The following is a 20232-nucleotide window of genomic DNA, read 5'->3' as shown; positions in this document are numbered from 1 at the left end:
GAGTAATCCATAGAAAGCGAGTTCATGATGAAAACATTAAAATTAAAAACCATAAAAAAAGGGTCGAAATTGGCGATTATTTCCCCTTCTGCTGCTCTGCCCAATCTTTTTCCAGATATCTATGAGTTGGGACTTCAAAACTTAATAAATGCGCTGGAAATCGAAATTGTGGAAATGCCCTCGGCTCGGTTGGACAGAAAAACATTATATGAACATCCTGAGCTCAGAGCAAAGGATATTAATGATGCCTTTGGAGATGATCAGATAGATGGCATTGTTTGTTCAATAGGCGGCTATGAATCTGTGAGGATTCTTAAATATTTAGATTTGGATCAAATCATGTCCAAGCCCAAAATGATTATGGGTTTTTCAGATGCCACTACATTTTTAAGTTATTTAAGTGTCTTGGGACTTCCTACGATACATGGACCTTCTGTAATGGCTGGTTTTGCTCAGCTCAAGTCGTTTGAAGGTGCATTTATAGAACATGTTAAAACTTTTTTAATGGCATTGGAATGTCCCTATAAATATCCTGAGTACAAGCAATTGACGCATGGATATAAGGATTGGACCTGCATGGAAACATTGGGAGAGTGTCTTCCTTTTTCTGATAATAAGGGGATGCATACTTTACAAGGCAATCAAAGCATCAAAGGCAAATTATGGGGCGGCAATATTGAAGTCCTTGAATTTTTAAAGGGGACGCCCTATTGGCCTAAATCAGATTTTTGGGCAGATAAAATATTGATGTTTGAGACCTCAGAAGACAAGCCGGACCCCATGACTGTCGGATACATGTTTAGGAATTATGCAACGCAGGGGATTCTTGAGCAGGTTAAAGGGGTTTTGTTTGCTAAGCCTAAAGACTATTCTGATGAAGAAGTCGATGCACTCAACGAAATCATTAAAAACATTCTCACTGTTGAAAACGATTTGGGCGAGTTATTGGTTATGTGCGGGGGAGACTTTGGTCATACGGACCCTAAATGGCTCTTGCCACTGGGCTGTGAAGTTGAAATCAATCCTTTTAATAAGACGATCACTTTATTGGAAAGCCCATTTGAAATAAGAAAAAAAGAAGTTGGTGAGTAACAATTGTTAGAAATAAGAGAACAATATCTTAGAGAAGTTTATAAAAATCAGAATGATGTGACAAGACAAAATGTATATCCTTACAATTTGCCAGCAGTTCAGAGTTTGGATTCACTTGAATTTCATCCAAACGTGACGTTTTTAGTCGGTGAAAACGGCAGTGGTAAGTCCACGATATTAGAAGCAATTGCAGTGGCATTTGGCTATAATCCAGAGGGAGGGACTAAGCATTTTAATTTTGCCACTGAAAATTCACATTCTAATTTATTCGATGAAATTAAACTTGTAAAGGGCATTAGATCCCCTAAAGATGGTTTTTTTCTCAGAGCAGAAAGCTTTTACAATGTGGCATCTTACATTGATGAGTTAGATCGAGATTTTGGTGGTGGTCCGAAATTAATTCAATCCTATGGGGGAAAATCCTTGCATCAACTCTCTCATGGGGAATCTTTTTTGACGTTGTTCATGAATAGATTAGGTGGCAAGGGGCTCTATATCTTAGATGAGCCCGAAGCGGCGCTTTCCCCGAATAGACAAATGGCTTTACTGTCGAGAATGCATGATTTGGTTCTTGAAAATTCACAATTTATCATCGCCACGCATTCACCAATCCTCATGGCGTATCCAAATGCGAAAATATACTGCATTGATCAGGACTATGCTTGTATCAAGTACGAGGAAACAGAACACTACAACACGACAAAACAATTTGTGAACAATACAGAGAAAATGCTTAAAATTTTAATGACTTAATGAGAACGTTTAATCTGTTGTCTATACTATTTAGAGCGAAATTGTTGAAACAGGAGGAGAGAAATGCAATTGGAGCAGTTACTAAAACAGAATCCGCCTCAGAGTATGGTCTTTGAAAGTCATCGGATAAGATTGAGAGCTTTAAAAAAAGAAGATGTCAATGCGCTTTATGAAATGCGTCATTCATTGGATCATTTCAATTATGTCAATCAGACAACTGATGCGATGCCTGATGAGACACGTGATGAAAAAGCTTATGAAGAAAAAGCATATGAAGAAACGAAAAATTTTATAGATAAGATCCTAAATGGATATGAGATTTACAAGTGGTATTTTTGGGGCATTGAACTCAAGGCTACAAAAGCGCTTATTGGTACACTCTGCCTTTGGAATTTCAACTATGACGAGAATAAAGCCGAGATTGGCTATGAACTCGATAAAGCTTATCAAAATAATGGCTATGTACGTGAAGGTGTCAAACGCGTCTTAAACTTTGCGTTTAAAGTTTTGATGCTCTCTACTGTTGAAGGCATTATTCATGCTCAAAATAGAGCATCTGTAAAAGTGGTTGAGTTTTATCATTTCGCTCTAACGGGTATTTTATCTGATAAAAAGCAGATTATATACAGTTTAAATCGCCTTTCATTTCTATCCAACTATCCTGAAAGAGCACATGAAATGGGTATAAAAATAGGCTCGCTCGAGAGAGGCGCCCTCAACAAGATCACAGATGTCGCAGGTATTCGTGTGGGGCATGCCACTTTACAAAGCGGTGCCGTACAGACAGGTGTAACTATAATTATCCCATCTGAAGAGGACATGTTTGCACACAAGATGATTGCGGCTTCGCATGTGATTAATGGTTTTGGAAAGACAACTGGCCTAATACAAATTGACGAATTGGGTACGCTTGAAACGCCAATCGCTTTGACCAATACATTAGCTGTGGGACGTGTCCAAGATGCACTGGTGGATTATATGATCGCTTCAAGTGAAGCAAAGATAAAATCAATAAATCCAGTTGTTGGAGAATGTAATGACAGCTATTTAAACGATATCACGCACAAATCAGTTCAGGCCTATCAAGTTCTTGAAGCCATAAAAGAAGCCAATGTGGACTTTTCAGAAGGGGCGGTAGGTGCTGGAAGAGGGATGTCGTGTCATCAATTAAAGGGTGGGATAGGATCGTCATCCAGATGTTTCAATATAGGTGAGGAACAATATACACTTGGGGTTTTAGTGTTATCCAATCATGGTTTATTAGCAGATTTAATTGTAGATCACAGTGAGATCGGAAGTCGTATTGATGCGCTAAAATCAGTTCAAGCAAATGAGCAGGCTGTGGATAAAGGGTCCTGCATGATTATTGTTGCCATGGATTTACCGGTTTCAGATCGACAGCTAAAACGCATTTGTAAGCGTGCGGTCAATGGACTTGCACGATTGGGCTCTTATATAGGACATGGTAGCGGTGAGGTCGTCATTGGATTTTCCACTGCAAATAAAATGAATTTGGCGGATAAATCGAAGATTAAACAGTATGCGTTTATCGACGAAAGCCAGATAGATATTGCCTTTAGAGCTGTTGTAGAGGCCACTGAAGAGGCTGTTTTGAATTCCATGTTAGCTGCTGAAACCGTTGAAGGAGTCAATGGTCACAGGCGCGAGAGTTTACAATCTTATATACATCTGTTGGCACGATGAAGCGATTCAAATATTTTTTGCCTAATAAGAATAAATATGATAAAATTAGGAAAAACTTTATTATAAGTGTAAAAAAACAACAAAAAATAGAGGTGAATGCATGAAAGTTGAAATTGCAAAAAAGCATTCTGGCGAATTTATAGAACTACATAGTCGAATGATTACGCGTCATGGTCTGATAACAGGTGCCACTGGCACTGGTAAAACAGTGACGTTAAAGCTTTTGGCAGAGAAGATGGCTTCTCTGGGTGCTTCCGTTTTTTTGATCGATGTCAAAGGGGATTTAAACAGCTTCGGTGAGGTTGGTAAACTCACATCAGGATTGGAACATTTTTTACAGAAACATGATCTTGAAGCACCTATATTTCAAAAATTCAGCACGCTTTATTGGGATATATACAATGAACTGGGACTTCCCATTAGGACAACTGTAATGGATTTTGGGCCAATGCTCATGGCAAAATTATTAAAGCTGAATGCGAACCAAACCAATCTCCTGCATACGATTTATCAGATCGCAGATGATGAAGGCCTACTGTTATTGGACTTCAAGGATTTGACACAACTCGTTAAGCATCTCTATGATCACAATAAGGCTTTTGAAGCGGAATATGGCACTTTGAACAAGCAGTCTTTGGGTGCGATTCAGCGTGCCCTAATTGCAAGTGACATCGATGTTTTTTTTGGAGAAAGTGTCCTAGAAATTAAAGATTTGTTTTTGAAAGATGGGATTATAAATATTTTAGAAGCGAGCAAACTTATTTTAAATGACAAGCTCTATTCTGCCTTTTTACTTTGGTTATTATCTGAGCTATACGAACAATTACCCGAAGTGGGGGATTTGGAAATGCCTAAATTGGTATTGTTCTTTGATGAAGCCCATTTGATTTTCAAGGGCATTCCAGAGGTTTTACTCAGTAAAATAGAGCAGGTGATCAAATTAATACGCTCTAAAGGTGTTGGGATTTTCTTTATTTCTCAAAGTCCATCAGATATTCCCGACTCGATTATGGCGCAGCTTGGGAATCGTATTCAACATGGCATAAGATCATACACCATGAAAGATATAAAACATCAGATGATTCCGAAAGAAATGCTTGAGAAGATGAAGAAATACGGAGTGGGTGAAGTCAGCATATCCGTCTTAGATGAGGATGGTGTGCCTACACCATTTGAAGAAGCAGTTATGTTAACACCTTCTAGCCTAATTGGTAAATTTGAAAATTGCAATTACTATCCAGAAGAGCAGCTCAATCAAAAATACCGCACGCCTATAGATCGCAACTCAGCTTATGAAATGTTACTTAAAAGGCAGAAAAATCAAGTTGTGAGCGAGCAATCTACCACAAAGAAAAGGACCAGAAGAGGGCGTAAACCGGATTCAATGTTGACCAAACTAACCAAGAGCTTGTTTTCATCTTTTGGAAGGTCTTTGGGCACAAGTTTGGCCAGAGGTATTATGGGGACTTTAAAAAAATACTAAAAAAATTGGTTGACATAATGGAAAAAGGGTATGAACTACAAGAGACCTTAATTTTTTTCGAAAGTGTGGTGATGTTATGAGAATAGAGTCGAGTTCATTTAATCCAATGATCCAAAGTGCACAAAAGAAGCCTGCAAATGTCGGTATAGAACAGAAAATGACTTCTCAAATAAATGGATTGAATCAAGGTACTGAAAATGCTCAAACTGCAATAGATGCACTTAAAACTGCTGATGGTGCACTTCAGTCCGTATCAGATCCGTTAAATGAGATGAAACAACTTGCCGTGCAAGCAAAGAATGGCATAATGACTGAGGATGATAAGAAGGCAATTCAAACTCAAATTGAAGGCCTTAAGAGTTCCATAAATGATACGCTTAAAAATACCGAATTTAATACGATTAAATTGTTCAATCAAAACAGTCCACTCAACGTTCAAACTGGGAATCAGAGCACAGTTATGCAGCTTCAAAACACCAGTTTAGAGGGGCTTGGCCTTGCAGATTTTGATGTTACAAAGGATTTTGATATAGATAAGATCGATCAGGCGATTGAAAAAGTCAGCACTGCGCGTTCTAAAATGGGCAGCAAGAGCACTGGACTCGAATCGACGGTTCGTGCCAATAACATAACTCAGGAAAACACAGTTGCTTCAAGGTCAAATCTTCAAGAGGATTTGACGACTCAAATCTCTGAGATTAAAAAACAAGAGTATCTAAAACAATATCAGTTGGCGACTCAAAAGATGCAGATGAACTCTCAAAAGAGCAAACTCAATATCTTGGCTTAAAAATTAAGCCTAAATTTAAAAACGCGTAAGTGATAATCGGGGTAGAGATTATGAAATCTCTATCCTTTTTGTATATATTCATGTTTTAGTTGTATTTTAAGTCGTTTTTTAATACGTTTTTAACCTTTTTAAAATGCTTTTTAAAGGGTATTAAGTTAAAATAGAGTTAGATCATGAACAAGATCTTATAAAATAGATGAGGGGTGAATATATGTGGAGTCGAATAGAGCTTAAAACGAAAGCTAAAAAGTTTTTGAAACAGAATTATATGACAGCATTTTTTGTGAGTATGATCATTATGGTTGTAACGGGAGCATCCACGAGATCAAATTCGCGTATGGATAATTTTAATCCAATGCCAAGAGTCGATGTTTATCAAAATGGGCACATCACCTTTGACGGTTTAACATCATGGTTACCAGTTTTTTCTTTTGCTATTATTGTAATGATCGTCGTATTTATTGCACTTAGAGTATTTGTGGGATATATTCTTGAAGTTGGCGGACGCAACTACTTTTTAAGAGGAACTGAACGTGAGGTTTCATTCAGAGAAGTTGGATTTGGATTTAACTCGGAGTACTACTTCAACATCGTTATTACCATGCTCATAAGAAGCGTATACAATTTATTGTGGGTATTGCTATTAATTATACCGGGTATCGTAAAATATTATGCTTATTCAATGGTACCTTATATTTTGGCAGACAATCCAAACATAGAAAGCGGTAGAGCTATTGAATTGAGTATGGATATGACAAGAGGTCAAAAATGGGACATATTTGTGTTAGACCTTTCTTTCATAGGATGGTACATCTTGGGTGGATTACTGTTTGGAATTGGCGTTTGGTTTGTTAACCCCTATGCGGATGCAACTAAAGCACAACTCTATGCTTCATTAAGAGTAAATGCGATTAGACATAACTTATGTACGCCAGATGAACTTTGCTATACACCAGTGGATTCTGAGGAAAGTGAATCCGATGATTGGTATGATGAATACTAGGTTTTAAGTGGATGATAAAGGAGCTATAGACCCTATTTTAGAGGCGCAAATTTGACGTTCTCAAAAGCAGGATTTATAGTTCTTTTTTTGTACCATCAGCGAAAGACGATTTAGAGAAAAAATTGCCCTAAAAGATTATTTAGTGCTATTTTTCAGCTATTTTATTGAATTCTCCTTGTAAACTCATAAGGGAATCATATAAAATAATAGAGATTACATGAGGTAAAGGAGAATGGCATGCTAGAGATTTATATGGCAAGACATGGACAGACGGAATGGAATGTTCTGGGGAGAATGCAGGGCTGGTTGAATTCACCGTTAACTGAAAGTGGCATACAGAGTGCTCATTATTTGGGCAGAGAGATTAGACCCCTTGAATTTGATGCTTATTATTCTTCACCTTCAAATCGAGCATTGAATACGCTTCAGATTGCAACGAATAATGCAGTCCATATCACATGTGATGATCGTTTGAGAGAGATTGGACTGGGTTCTTGGCAGGGGATGCTTTCAGAGGATATTGAAAAAAAATATCCAAAGGCATACAGAGAGTACTATTTTGAACCAGAAAAATTCAAGTTAGAAGATGGTGAAAACTATCATATGCTCTATAAACGCGTAGATGATTTTGTAAGAGAGTTATTAGATCGACATTTTGAAGCAAATCGCTTCAAGCGTGTTATGATCGTCACTCATGGCGTGACATTGATGATGTTAAGATTAATTTTCAATGGGGATCAAATTCACAAGATCAAGGATTACCATGTGGCCGGCAATGCAAAACTGCATATTTATAAGTATGATGGGTCAAGATTCAAGTGTCTTCACGAGCCAACTGAAGAGCATTTAAAAAGATGAAAATCTTCTAAATACTTTTAAATAAAATGTTGAAAAAAACTTTAAAAAAAAATAAGGTAATCATCAAAAGGTTAACAATATGCGTGTACATCTCTTAAAAGAGTTGTTATAATGAACATAATTTTAGAGATCATTGGAGGTCGAATTTATGAAATCTTTGTCCATAAAAAACAGCGGTATTTCAGCATCTATGACTTTAGCCATTACAGCTAAAGCAAAACAATTAAAGGAAAGTGGCGTTGATATCGTCAGCTTTGGTGCAGGAGAGCCTGATTTTAATACACCAGAGTATATCAGAACAGCAGCCATTAAACAAATTGAAAAAGGCGGCAATGGTTATACTGCTGCATCTGGATTGATTGAATTAAAAAAGGCAATCTGTGACAAACTCAAAAGAGACAATGAACTGGATTACAATCCTGAGCAAATTGTGGTTTCATCAGGTGCAAAACATTCACTTTTCAATTCATTGCAGGCACTTTTAAATCCAGGGGATGAAGTGATCATTCCTTCACCGTATTGGGTAAGCTACTACGAACTCGTTAAGATGGCAGATGGTGAGCCCGTTTTAGTTGAAGCACAAGCTTCCAATCTGTTTAAGGTAACTGTAGAGCAAATGGAACAAGCAGTAACAACAAAGACGAAGGCGATTATTCTCAATAGTCCTAACAATCCTACGGGCGCTGTTTATTCAAAGGAAGAACTCGTCGCTATTGGAGATTTTGCAGTACGACACGATCTCTATATCATATCCGATGAAATTTATGAAAAATTGATATACGGCAAACAACATTACTCCATTGCTGCGCTTTCTGAAGCCTTCAAAGAGAGAACGATTGTTGTCAATGGCTTGAGTAAAGCCTATGCCATGACTGGATGGCGCATTGGCTACACAGCGAGTTCTGTGGAAATCGCTAAAATCATGAGCAATATTCAATCTCATGCAACTTCTAACCCAAATACAATTGCACAATATGCAAGTATTGAAGCACTTAATGGTGATCAATCGCCAATTGAAGTGATGAGACAAGCTTTTGACGAAAGAAGACAGTACATGGTTAAAACCATTAATAATATCTCAAATGTCAGCTGTGTTGAACCAGAAGGTGCATTTTATGTAATGGTTGATATTTCTTATTTCCTAGGGAAAAAAATAGAAGGCATTGAAGTTAAAAATTCTATTGATCTAGCATCTGTTTTATTAGATCATGCGAATATTGCTGTCATTCCAGGCATTGCATTTGGCGTGGACGATTACGTTAGGCTTTCATATGCAACCAGTATGGCGAATATCGAAGAGGGCCTTAAAAGACTAAAAGCATTTTGTGAAAAATAAAAGCAGGTTCTGAACGGAATCGATTTGAATTAAAATAAATCTTCTAAAGTGAAGGATGGTGTTATAAAAGGCGTTTACGATTTGTATTTTCAAAATGTAAGCGCCTTTTTTCCGTAATAATATTTTCCATGATAATATGATAAAATAAACGTAACAATTTAATTTGGGGATGTGATAGGCGCTTGATCAATCAAAACTCAAGGCAGATAGAAAAAACCATTTTAGTGGCTGTTTTCACCACGTTTATGGGACAAATATACTTCGCACCATTTGGAACAGAATTTAGACTTACCTTTGCAGTTGTGGTACTCAATATTCTCATGCTGACGTTTAAGGAGATTAAACCGTTACCGACGATTAATCTTGTGGGACTATTGATGTTTTTCGTAAGAAGTTCCGTTTTTGTGTTCAATCAAAATGGCACTTACTTAGAAGCGTTTCAAATTTACTATCCAGTGGTCTTCTTTTATATTTTTTACAGCATCTTTTTTGTGCTACTGGATGTGAGAAGTTTTCTCAAAAATCCACTGATACTTTTTTTGAGCATTTGGATTTGCGATAGTATTCCGAACATTATTGAAGTGATTGTAAGAAGAGAATGGCAAAGTGCCAATTTCGAACATGTGATTTATACGATTATTATCATTGGATTGTTTAGAACCATTTTTACGACCATTTTAATCTATATTTCCAACTATTATTTGCAACATATTAAAGAGCGACAAAATCATCAAAAATTTGTGGAAAAGATCGTTCTTATGTCCAGTTTGAAAACGGAATTGTTTTTTCTTAGAAAATCAAAAAATGATATAGAGGATGCCATGAGGCGCAGTTTTGAGATCTATGAAAAAATTCAAGATGGTGAAGAGAAAACGGCCATATTAACGGTTGCGAAAGATATTCACGAGATAAAAAAAGATTATACGAGAGTGATTGCAGGTATAGAGAAGAGTATTGAAGAGACTTCAAGTTTTCAAATGTCTTTTTTTGAGATACTCAGTATTGTCACTGAAACCAATCAAAAGTTGGCTGAATCCAAAGGGAAAAAAATAAAATTTGAGATCAGTAAGTTCTATAACTTCAAAACCAATGAATATTTTGCTCTAATTTCAGTGCTCAATAACCTTGTGGTAAATGCGATCGAGGCCATTGAGCATACAGGATTGATCAGCATCTATGAAAATTTGAAAGACGAGTTGATCTTTATAAGCGTGTACGATGATGGCATAGGCATAGAAGAGATGGATTTAAATCTCATCTTTGAACCCGGTTATTCAACGAAGTACAATGAAATCAATGGCATTATGTCCTCTGGGATTGGGTTAACACACGTTAAATATCTTGTTGAAGACATATTAGAGGGCAAATTGGTGGTAGAATCTCAAAAGGGTATTAGCACTAAATTTGATATAGTAATTCCAAAGATTTGCTTGGTAAGTGAGCGAGAGGACACCGAAAACCAACAGTAGGAGGCGTTTATGAATTATAATTTCTATCTGATAGATGATGATATAAGTGTCATCAGCATACTCTCAAAAATTATTGTCAATCAGAATTTGGGCGATGTGGTTGGGAAGGATACCACTGGTGAGAATGCGGTTGACGAAATTGTAAAGTTAAAGCCAGATATTGTAATTGTAGACCTATTGCTACCTAAAATCGATGGGATCACTTTGGTGTCTCAATTGAAACCTAAATTTAAGGATTTACCGTTTATAATGATCAGCGAAGTGCACGCAAAGGATATGGTTTCTAAAGCCTATAATAGCGGTATTGAGTTTTATATTAACAAGCCTATCAATGTCATCGAGGTGATTAATGTCGTCAAACGGATTGATGAAAAACTGAAAATGAAAAAAGTGATTGACTCATTTCAATCTGCCTTTAAAAGTATGCAGTCTTTGAATGAGGATCAAGTTATGGAAATTAGTAAAATAGATAGAGACCCACTTTCCAGTGCAAAAGAGATTTTGTCTCACTTAGGTGTGATTAGTGATTCTGGAACAAAGGACATCCTCCATATCGTTGAATTTATTCTTGGATTTGACGATGGCATCAGGAAAAAAGTGTTGGATTACAGACTTTCAGAACTCTATACGTATGTCAGTGATAAGTATGAAAGAGAGAAAGGTGAAATCGTCAATGAAAAGACCATTGAGCAACGCATAAGGCGAACGATTGGACAAGCGCTTGAAACAATTGCTGAAATCGGTCTTGACGATTATGAAAACATGTATTTTGATCGGTATGCCAATACACTATTTGAATTTAGAGAAGTGAGAAAGGAAATGGAGTATTTAAAAAGACGCTCAAAAGAGCCCGGCAAGATCAATATAAAAAAATTCATCGCCGGGTTGATTATTGAAATGAATAAATAGAACTGTTTTATTACAAAATTGACATGAAAATGCGTAGGATTCTGTAATAATTTGTAGGAATATGTAGTCCCTTCTGTATAAATAAAATGTAATCTTGTAAAACTTTTATTTATTTTGAATTTTAAAAAAGGGGGAACAACATGAAAGGTACAAGTTTAACGAAGAAAATTCTGATTGCTATGCTTTTAGGGGTCATCGTCGGATTGATTTTAAATCCTTTTGGTGAAAATGTCATTGTAAAAGATTATGTTGTAGGATTTGGGTTTGTTTTATTTGGGTCGGTTTTTATAGCTCTTATTAAGATGATGGTGGTACCACTTGTATTTGTGTCACTTACTCTAGGTGCAGCACAAATGGGAGACATCAAAAAACTGGGTAGAATTGGTGGTAAAACAGTTGGTTTTTATTTATTGACAACAGCAATTGCCATCACGATTGCGATTATTGTTGGAACCATTGTAAAGCCAGGTTCTTTTATGCAGATGACAGCACAGGAAATGACTTATGAAGCGGCAGAAAGTCCTGATTTTGTGAACGTATTAATCAATATGGTGCCAACCAATCCCATCGATGCCATGGCAAAGGGCAATATGCTTCAAATCATTATATTTGCACTTTTAACAGGGACGGCAATTACAATTATAGGTGAAAAAGCCAAATTGGTTAAGGATCTGTTAGAGCAAGTCAATGAAGTCATTCTTCAAATGGTTATGCTGATCATGAAATTTGCACCTTATGGCGTATTTGCTCTAGTGGGTAAGACTATGGCGACATTTGGATTTGACGCGATTGGCTCCTTGCTTGCCTATATGTTATGTGTCCTAGGCGCTCTTGTAATTCATGGTGTTTTAACGTATCAAGGGCTCTTATATGCGACGACTAAATTAAGTCCAATTCAATTCTTTAAGAATTTTGCACCCGCTATGGCAGTTGCATTTTCAACTTCTTCAAGTAATGCAACGCTTCCAGTAACCATAGAAACGGCTGAAAAGAGATTAGGTGTTAAAAAAGAACTGGCTTCTTTTACTTTGCCTCTTGGTGCAACGATCAACATGGACGGCACTGCAATTATGCAGGGGGTTGCAACGGTGTTTATAGCACAGCTCTACGGTATTCCTTTGGGGATTGGTGACTTTGCAACCGTTATTTTGACAGCTACCATTGCATCTATTGGTACTGCTGGTGTTCCAGGGGTTGGTTTGGTAATGTTATCCATGGTCCTTGTACAGGTGGGGTTACCTGTTGAAGCCATTGGTCTGATTCTAGGAATTGATAGAATTTTAGATATGTGTAGAACGGTTATTAACATCACTGGCGATGCCGTTTGTACATTAATCGTCGCTAAAACAGAAAATGAATTTGATGAAGAGGTTTACTATGCACCGAATGAACTCGATTCTGATGTAGAGATGGCTTAATTACAAGCGATTTAGATTGCAAAATATTAAATTATAAAATATTAAAATATTAGGAGACCACACACTTTGAATTGTATCCGACTCTTTGTTGAGATGGAGATTATCAAGGTGTGTGGTTTTTGTGATTATAAAACAGTATTTTTTTAAAAGCCAATGCTGTATAAAACTTTTAGAGAATTTTTAAGAATAATGGGTATAAGGACTTGATAGCTGTATTCTTAATAAGAATTGCATTCATGCAGAATTAAAGTACATAAAACAATGATCACAATAGATGCAATAGAAATGGAAATTTTAAGGGGGCATGATATAGTTGAAAGCTTAATGAAGATCTGATTTAAATCGGTACAGAGAACGATTTATAATGATGAAACAAAATGGCCTTAAAGGGAAAAAAATAACATATCAAGGGGGTTATTATGAAGAAAAGGAAGCGGGGGGACAAATTAATTGCGTTATTGACGACGTTGATTTTGTTAGCGACTATGATTCCAGTTGTATCATTTGCAGGACCTAATGATATCGCAGGACATTGGGCTGAAAATGTAATTAACGAGTGGTTGTCAAATGGTTTAGCAAGTGGTTATCCAGATAATACTTTTAGACCGGATGCGGCTATTAGCAGAGCTGAATTTATGGCTTTAGTCAATAAAGCCTTTTATTTTACCCAAGGCAAAGAAATTGATTTTAAAGATGTTAAAACATCAGATTGGTACTACAATACGGTGTCAAATGCGGTATCGGCTGGCTACATTACGGGTTATCCCAATAAGATGATGGCGCCAAATCAATCGATTACAAGACAAGAGGCGGCTATTATTATCGCTAAGGTTAGAGGTCTTGCTTTGAATTCACAATCGATCAGTAGTTTTTCTGATGTGTCAAGGATTGCAGTCTGGAGTAAAGCTTACGTAGATGCAGTTGTTGAAGCGGGTTATATGAAAGGCTATCCAGATGACACCTTTAGACCAAATGATATCGTTAAAAGAGGCGAAGCGGTTGTGGCACTTAACAATACGCTTGCAGAAGCTTATGTTGTTTATGATAAGTCAGGCACCTATGGGCCTGAAACAGGTATGGAAACGGTAGATAATCATGTCGTAATCAAAGCAGATGGCGTGATACTACAAAATTTACACATAACAGGTGATTTAATCGTCTCTGAAGAAGTTGGCGATGGCGATGTCACATTAAACAATTTGACCGTGGATGGTGAGACCTATGTTAGAGGTGGTGGTACGAATAGTATTCACATTAACGGCGGTAAATACAAAAGCGTTACGGTTCAGAAAACTTCCAGTGGCAGAGTTCGTGTAGTTGCCACCAATATTGATGGCCTTAAAGTTGTTATCTCTAATAATGCAAAAGGTCAAGGGATTGTCCTCGAAGGTAGCTTTGAGAGTGTTCAAGTGGATGCACCTGATGTTGCAGTTTTAACACAAGGAGAGACTAACATTAAAGAGATGACCGTTTCAATTTCAGCAGCAAATTCAAATATTGATTTAGGTCAAAATACAGTTGTCAAAAAAATAAAAGTGAATTCAGAAATAAAGATCACAGGAAAGGGCACTATAGATTCAGCAGAAGTTAGTGTGAAAAATGTTACCTTTGAAACCGCGCCAACTGAAGTGGTAGAGGTAATACCAGGCGCGCCTTCTACGCCGGTAACACCTACAACACCAAGTGGAGGTGGTGATAACGGCAACGACAGTGGAAACGATACTGTAAACGTCACTGGCGTTGTCCTTTCCACAACATCGATGGCTTTAACGGTTGGAGGCAGTACTGGTACAATTACGGCTACAGTGACACCAACCAATGCAACTAACAAATCAGTGACTTGGTCATCAAGTAATACGGGTGTAGCAACGGTTTCAAATGGCGTGGTGACAGCGGTGGCTGCGGGTACTGCTAATATTAAGGCAACTTCTGTGGCAAACACGACTTTTTCTGCAATTTGTGTGGTGACTGTTAAGGATGCCTCAAGTGTGCCAGCAGTAAGTAGCGTTACCACGACAAAAGATACTTTTACAGTCACTTTTGATCAAAATATTACATCCATTTCGATGCCGAATACAATTGTATTTGGGTCTGGAACGTATTCTTTTGATGTGTATTATAATTCGGATTCAAGTCGATTTGGTCATTATGGGTTGATCAGCCAAACTGCCAATTCAATGACATTGGCAATACTCGGAGACTTCGGCGATTTGAATAACTATACTTCCAATTTCAAACTCTATACAGGCGTTGATCCTTTTACGCCTACTGTTATAGCTCAAAGCAATGCGTTCAATTTTGCAAATTGGGCTGATAATAGCACAGAAGTGAGTGCCTTTATGTACGATCAAGGTGAAATTTGGGTCACGGTTGAAGATAAGGGGCAATCAGTGCTTCTTGAAAGCTTAAGTTCAGGAGATATCCAATTGTTTGATGGTGCGGGTAACTTAATCAGTGTTAATTTCCAAGTGGGGTCTGATTATGATCCATATTTACCTTCTACCGAGTTTTTATTGGCACCAGTTAGCGGTACTTTTGAGGGCATGTATAAAGTGCGATTTGCCAAAACAGGTTATGATCCAGATACAGATATGTTTACAGTTGTGAACACGCCAATGGTGGATGCAACAACACCAAGTGCCATTACGCTTGCAGTGGGGAGTTCAAACCCAGTGGGGAGTGTTACAAATGTAGCAATTCCAGCAGCTGGTGGCATAGATACCACAGGTGCAGTTACAGGTTGGTCTTATATGAATGGCGATAGAATTAAATTTACAGTTACAGATGCCGGATCAGCTTTATCTGAAATTACAATTAATAGCAGTGCTTATACAAGTGGAGAAGATTATGTAATTGCAACTTCTGTTTCAGCTTTAACAGTTGTGGTGACAACAGCAGAAACAGGTAAGACGACAGCAGTAAGAACGTTTACAATATCTGTTGCTGAAAATGCAGTTCAGGCAACATCGCCAAGTGCGATTACACTTTCAGTAGGCAGTTCAAATCCAGTGGGAGGCGTCACAAATGTAGCGATTCCAGCTCCCGGTGGAACTGACTCAACAGGTACTGTAACGGGTTGGATAGCAACTTCAGCCTCTGCAATTAAAATCACAGTAACGGACGCAGGCTTTGCAGGGTCATTGATTCAAATTAACGGGTCAAATTACACAAGTGGTCAGGATTATAATATCCTTTCAACAGGAACGCTTGAGGTTGTCATGGTGACATTGGAAAATGGAAAGGCAACCGTTGTGAGAAAGTTCTTAATCACAGTTACACCATAAGTACGTCAATAGACGAAATACGTTAATAAAAGAGTGTTCTGTAAACCTCCAATGGTCTAAGGTGATCATTGGAGGTTTTTTGCTGTGGCACATCAAGAGATGACACAAATGTTGTCGCCGCCAAAAGTCTTATGAATCTCATTCGTTTTAGTCCAGCTTAGAGACAGGAATGTTCAGACTGCTCTAAGCAATTGAACGTTAACAGGTACAAGGTTTTGGAGGACAATGGTTGTCGTAAAAATTCTTAAATCAAAGTCTTTTATAAAAGATGATTACTTAAAAATATGATATACTCAAGAATAATGAGAGAAAAGTGAGGTGTGAAATGAAGCTTAAGGTATTGGTTGATAATAATACGTATATTGATGCTTACTATTGTGGGGAACCGGCTGTATCTTACTACATTGAGGATGAGGGTACTAAATTATTATTAGATGTTGGCTACTCGGATTTGTTTATGAAAAATGCTGAAGCACTAGGGCTCAACTTGGGCGATATCAATGCTATTGTCATTTCGCATGGTCATAATGATCATACGAGGGGGTTAAGTCCTTTTTTTGAACACGAGGCTATGAGAAAAGTGACTGTTTTTGCACATCCAGAAGCTTTTAACGAGAAATATTTTGAAGCGTTGGCAATTGGTTCGCCAATGTCAGAGCAAGAACTGAATATGAAATGTCAGCTCGTCTTATCTAAAACGCCTGTTAAAGTGAGTCCAAATATCACTTTTCTAGGTGAAATTCCACAACTGAATGATTTTGAAAACAGAAAAGCCATAGGCAAGCAAATTATACAAGGAAAGGCAATGGATGACTATGTGCTTGATGACACAGCACTAGTTTATAAAAGTGAGGCGGGGATCTACATCATTACTGGATGCTCACATAGCGGCATTTGCAATATTATAGAATATGCTAAACAGGTAACAGGTGATAATAGAGTGCTTGGTGTGCTCGGTGGGTTTCATTTATTTGAAGCTGATGAGCAAGTGAAGAAGACGATCCACTATTTAGTACAAAATGACGTTAAGCTTTTATATCCCTGTCACTGTACGTCGTTCATTGTAAAAGCCGAAATTCACAAGGCTATCCCTGTGCAAGAAGTGGGCGTAGGGTTAGAACTTAACTGGTGAATGGATTAAGTGGAATGACTAAACAGAATGAACTAAGCGGAGCGGATTAAACAAAATGGATTAAATAAAGTGAATTAGACAAAAAGAATTAAACAAAAAGAATTAAACTGAATGGACTAAACTGTTGGAAGCCTAAAATCCAATGATTTCGGTTATTACAAGGAAATATTATGTCCTGAAATATGGGCTTATTTTTAATGAAAAATTAGATTTATGTGAAAAAGGTTATGTCTGCACCAAATTGCACTTTTTATGTAGTATTCTAATAGCATAGCAATATATGAAGCACGACTTAAGTGGATCTATCGAGAATCCATTTAGAGTCTTGCTTTTTTTATGCAAACTTAAAAGTTAAGATGATGTTTCAAAAGGATGCAAAAATATGTTGGAAAGGAGGGGGATTATGAGCCGTCATTTGATTTGAATGTTTTGAATTTAAAATGTCTTGAACTTAAAATGTCTTAAATGATGAAGTTACAAATATAGGCCTAGAATTTCTATCTGAAGACGTGAATTAGAAAGAGGACGAATAATTGACCTTTAGAAACGCCTGAAGTGAGCGTTAAAGAATCACATTTTAATAAAAGCAAATATGAACAAATATCCACAGCGAAGTTGAACCACCTGTTGTAAATAAAAAGGGTGGTTTATTTTATGCTTAAAAAAGCGATTGGAGGACTTAACAGATGAAAAAATTAAATTTGAAGAGGGCTTTAGAAAGGGCCAAGCCAGCACACTTGCCAAAACGATGCTTCTATAGATCTTGCATGGCAAGAGATAACGATTCAATGATTGCTGAAACAGTACAAGCACAGATTATTGATAATGCCACATTTAGAGAGGTGAGAAGATGAGTAAATTAACACAGTTTTTAAATTTATTTAAATATGAACGCACAACAGATAATCAGCAGACCTTTAATATAGAAACGGCATTAAATGACAACTGGGATAAAGTAGATGAAGCGGTTAAAACTTTAGACACTGAATTAACCAGTGTAGAGGATAGGACTGCTGTGATTGAGAATAAGATTGATACGCCAGATTTTGGTGTTGCGACGATAAATCAAGATGCAATATCTGTTACAGCAGAAGACAGTTTTAAAGGTGTATCACAACTTGCTAAGTTTGGTGGGGGGACGCTGTATAATGCAGTGAAGAATGGTGATTTTGGTGATGGGACGGCTGGGTGGACTAGCCCAAGCGCAGTTTTATCTGCATCAAATAACATATTGTCTGTGACCTGTAATGGCACTGTAGCAGAAGGACAAGCTAGGTATTTGTTTGGTGACGAACTAAAAAATTCGGACAATAAATTTTTTAGAATAAGAGTCAGAGTTACCAATTCAAATTGCACTCTACTTTTATTTAGAATGGGTGATAGTGGAACTATAGCATCGGTATCAAATCCTGTTGAGAATACATGGTACACCTTATTTGGATTCTACTCATATGAAATTATTGTTAGTGGAGGCGAACAATTACGTGTTTATCACAGCTACGCAGATGCCGCAACTGCTAATGGTAAAGTTATGGAAGTCGACGGAAACGCAGGTGTTTTCACAATCCCTATCACAGGAACACCATACGAATCTTACACAGCAGATCAAATGAATTCGGTTGTCGAGGAATACTTTGAGGGTTTGCACTCTACTCAAAGATGTAGTGTTTTATGTAGAGGTATAAATAAATTTGACAATATAATGGAATTTGGAAGTTATTCATCGACGAATGGACTTCCTGTGACATCTTCTGTAAATATTAGAAATAAAAATCCAATTCCAATTAATGTAGGAATTTATAAAATATCTAATCTACCGGCTACAGGTGATAAATGGGGTGTTTTATATGATTCAAATTTAAGTTTTTTAAATTTTTTCTATATAGGAGCTAACACAAGTGGAACTGTAACGGTATCGCAAAATGGTTTTTTTAATTTTTATATAATGGGAGGGGTATCTTTAACACAACAAGTAATGCTCAACGAAGGTTCAACGGCATTACCCTACGAACAATTTGACGGATCAACACTAACTTTAACCGCAACAGATCCGGAAAAATTTGAATGGTCTCAAGTGGGAATCAAAAATAATAGCTCCGAAATTTTAAATGGAGAATTTTTAACTAATAAACACATAGAGTCTTATACTTTAAAGGCAGGAGATGTTGTTTGGGAAGATACAGGAACAACTGTAGACAGAGGGTATATTTTAAGAAGTTTACTGTCCGGCATTTATATACAACCTAGCGGTGTAACTCAATTGCGCATATTAATTTCTAATTTTAGACCTAATGATACGATTTCTAGTTGGGATGATCCTATATACGAATATACTTTTTTTGATTCTTTGAGTTTTAGTTCAAGTATTTATTTAATATTTCCAGAAAGCTTATTCACAAATCAAACTGAATGCGATAATTATTTTGTCGGTAAAAAGATATATTATTGGTTACAACAACCATTAACATATACAGAATCAGAATTACCTCAAATCGGCGTAACAGTAGAGGGCAATTTAACAGCACTTTTAGATGGCACAAGAGAATTCATAGCGCATGATTATGATATTTTACCATCTAGCATAGAAATAGAATACCCACGAAATATCAATCAAGCAGTAACGAATAATGCTTTGGCTGTTAAAAGTCTAGAATTACAGGTAGATGGCAAAGCAAGCAAAATTCAAGAGGATTGGATTGCGCCAACATTATTAAATGGCTGGGTAAATTATGGATTGACTTATGAAACAGCAGGATATTATAAAGATGATTTTGGTGTAGTTCATTTAAAAGGTTTGATAAAGAATGGCATTACAACGCCTGGAACCACTTTATTTACTTTACCAACTGGATACAGAACCAATTTAAACAAAGATATCGTTACGATAAGTAATTCTGTAGAAGCCATTATACGAATCTATTCAAGTGGTAATGTAGGCATTATTAAAGGACAAACAGCGGATTTTTCTATGGACAATATCTCATTCAGAGCGGAGGTGTAA

General features: G+C 37.0%; 15 protein-coding genes. All 15 read left to right on the top strand.

Annotated features, from left to right (window positions below; all coding sequences use genetic code 11):
- Positions 1-24 precede the first annotated feature (24 nt).
- Complete coding sequence (locus ISU02_RS10945; protein WP_207736263.1) at positions 25-1092, top strand: S66 family peptidase; 1068 nt, start codon at positions 25-27, stop codon at positions 1090-1092.
- A 3-nt stretch (positions 1093-1095) separates the two neighbouring features.
- A complete protein-coding gene (locus ISU02_RS10940) occupies positions 1096-1845 on the top strand; it encodes an AAA family ATPase (RefSeq protein WP_194701885.1) in 750 nt (249 codons plus the stop codon).
- Positions 1846-1908: 63 nt separating this feature from the next.
- On the top strand, positions 1909-3549 hold the full coding sequence (locus ISU02_RS24315; RefSeq protein WP_194701884.1) for a GNAT family N-acetyltransferase: 1641 nt from the start codon (positions 1909-1911) through the stop codon (positions 3547-3549).
- A gap of 100 nt (positions 3550-3649) precedes the next feature.
- A complete protein-coding gene (locus ISU02_RS10930) occupies positions 3650-5032 on the top strand; it encodes a helicase HerA-like domain-containing protein (protein ID WP_194701883.1) in 1383 nt (460 codons plus the stop codon).
- Between the two features lie 76 nt (positions 5033-5108).
- The gene (locus ISU02_RS10925) at positions 5109-5822 is read left to right on the top strand and encodes a flagellin (protein ID WP_194701882.1); all 714 of its coding nucleotides are present in this window, start codon (positions 5109-5111) and stop codon (positions 5820-5822) included.
- 211 nt (positions 5823-6033) lie between these two features.
- Positions 6034-6825 (top strand): DUF975 family protein, encoded by a 792-nt coding sequence (locus tag ISU02_RS10920; RefSeq protein ID WP_194701881.1) that lies wholly within the window; start codon positions 6034-6036, stop codon positions 6823-6825.
- A gap of 237 nt (positions 6826-7062) precedes the next feature.
- Positions 7063-7683, top strand: coding sequence for a histidine phosphatase family protein (locus ISU02_RS10915; protein WP_194701880.1), 621 nt, complete (start codon positions 7063-7065; stop codon positions 7681-7683).
- Positions 7684-7831: 148 nt separating this feature from the next.
- Positions 7832-9019, top strand: coding sequence for a pyridoxal phosphate-dependent aminotransferase (locus ISU02_RS10910; protein WP_194701879.1), 1188 nt, complete (start codon positions 7832-7834; stop codon positions 9017-9019).
- A 182-nt stretch (positions 9020-9201) separates the two neighbouring features.
- Positions 9202-10488, top strand: coding sequence for a sensor histidine kinase (locus ISU02_RS10905; protein ID WP_194701878.1), 1287 nt, complete (start codon positions 9202-9204; stop codon positions 10486-10488).
- A 9-nt stretch (positions 10489-10497) separates the two neighbouring features.
- Positions 10498-11397, top strand: coding sequence for a response regulator (locus ISU02_RS10900; protein WP_194701877.1), 900 nt, complete (start codon positions 10498-10500; stop codon positions 11395-11397).
- Between the two features lie 140 nt (positions 11398-11537).
- Positions 11538-12815, top strand: a complete 1278-nt coding sequence (locus tag ISU02_RS10895; RefSeq protein WP_194701876.1) for a dicarboxylate/amino acid:cation symporter — start codon at positions 11538-11540, stop codon at positions 12813-12815.
- 419 nt (positions 12816-13234) lie between these two features.
- Complete coding sequence (locus tag ISU02_RS10890) at positions 13235-16099, top strand: S-layer homology domain-containing protein (protein WP_194701875.1); 2865 nt, start codon at positions 13235-13237, stop codon at positions 16097-16099.
- Between the two features lie 325 nt (positions 16100-16424).
- The gene (locus ISU02_RS10885) at positions 16425-17231 is read left to right on the top strand and encodes an MBL fold metallo-hydrolase (protein WP_194701874.1); all 807 of its coding nucleotides are present in this window, start codon (positions 16425-16427) and stop codon (positions 17229-17231) included.
- Between the two features lie 686 nt (positions 17232-17917).
- Positions 17918-18085 (top strand): hypothetical protein, encoded by a 168-nt coding sequence (locus tag ISU02_RS10880; RefSeq protein ID WP_194701873.1) that lies wholly within the window; start codon positions 17918-17920, stop codon positions 18083-18085.
- Positions 18082-20232 carry a hypothetical protein gene (locus ISU02_RS10875; protein ID WP_194701872.1) on the top strand — a complete coding sequence of 717 codons (2151 nt, stop codon included), beginning with the start codon at positions 18082-18084 and terminating at the stop codon, positions 20230-20232. The genes ISU02_RS10880 and ISU02_RS10875 overlap by 4 nt, the downstream gene beginning before the upstream one ends.

Origin of the sequence: Fusibacter ferrireducens (assembly GCF_015352425.1) — a bacterium.
GTDB classification, from domain to species: Bacteria; Bacillota; Clostridia; order Peptostreptococcales; family Acidaminobacteraceae; genus Fusibacter_A; species Fusibacter_A ferrireducens.
Note: the sequence above shows the minus strand (reverse complement) of the source record. Positions and strands in the feature narration are given on the sequence as shown.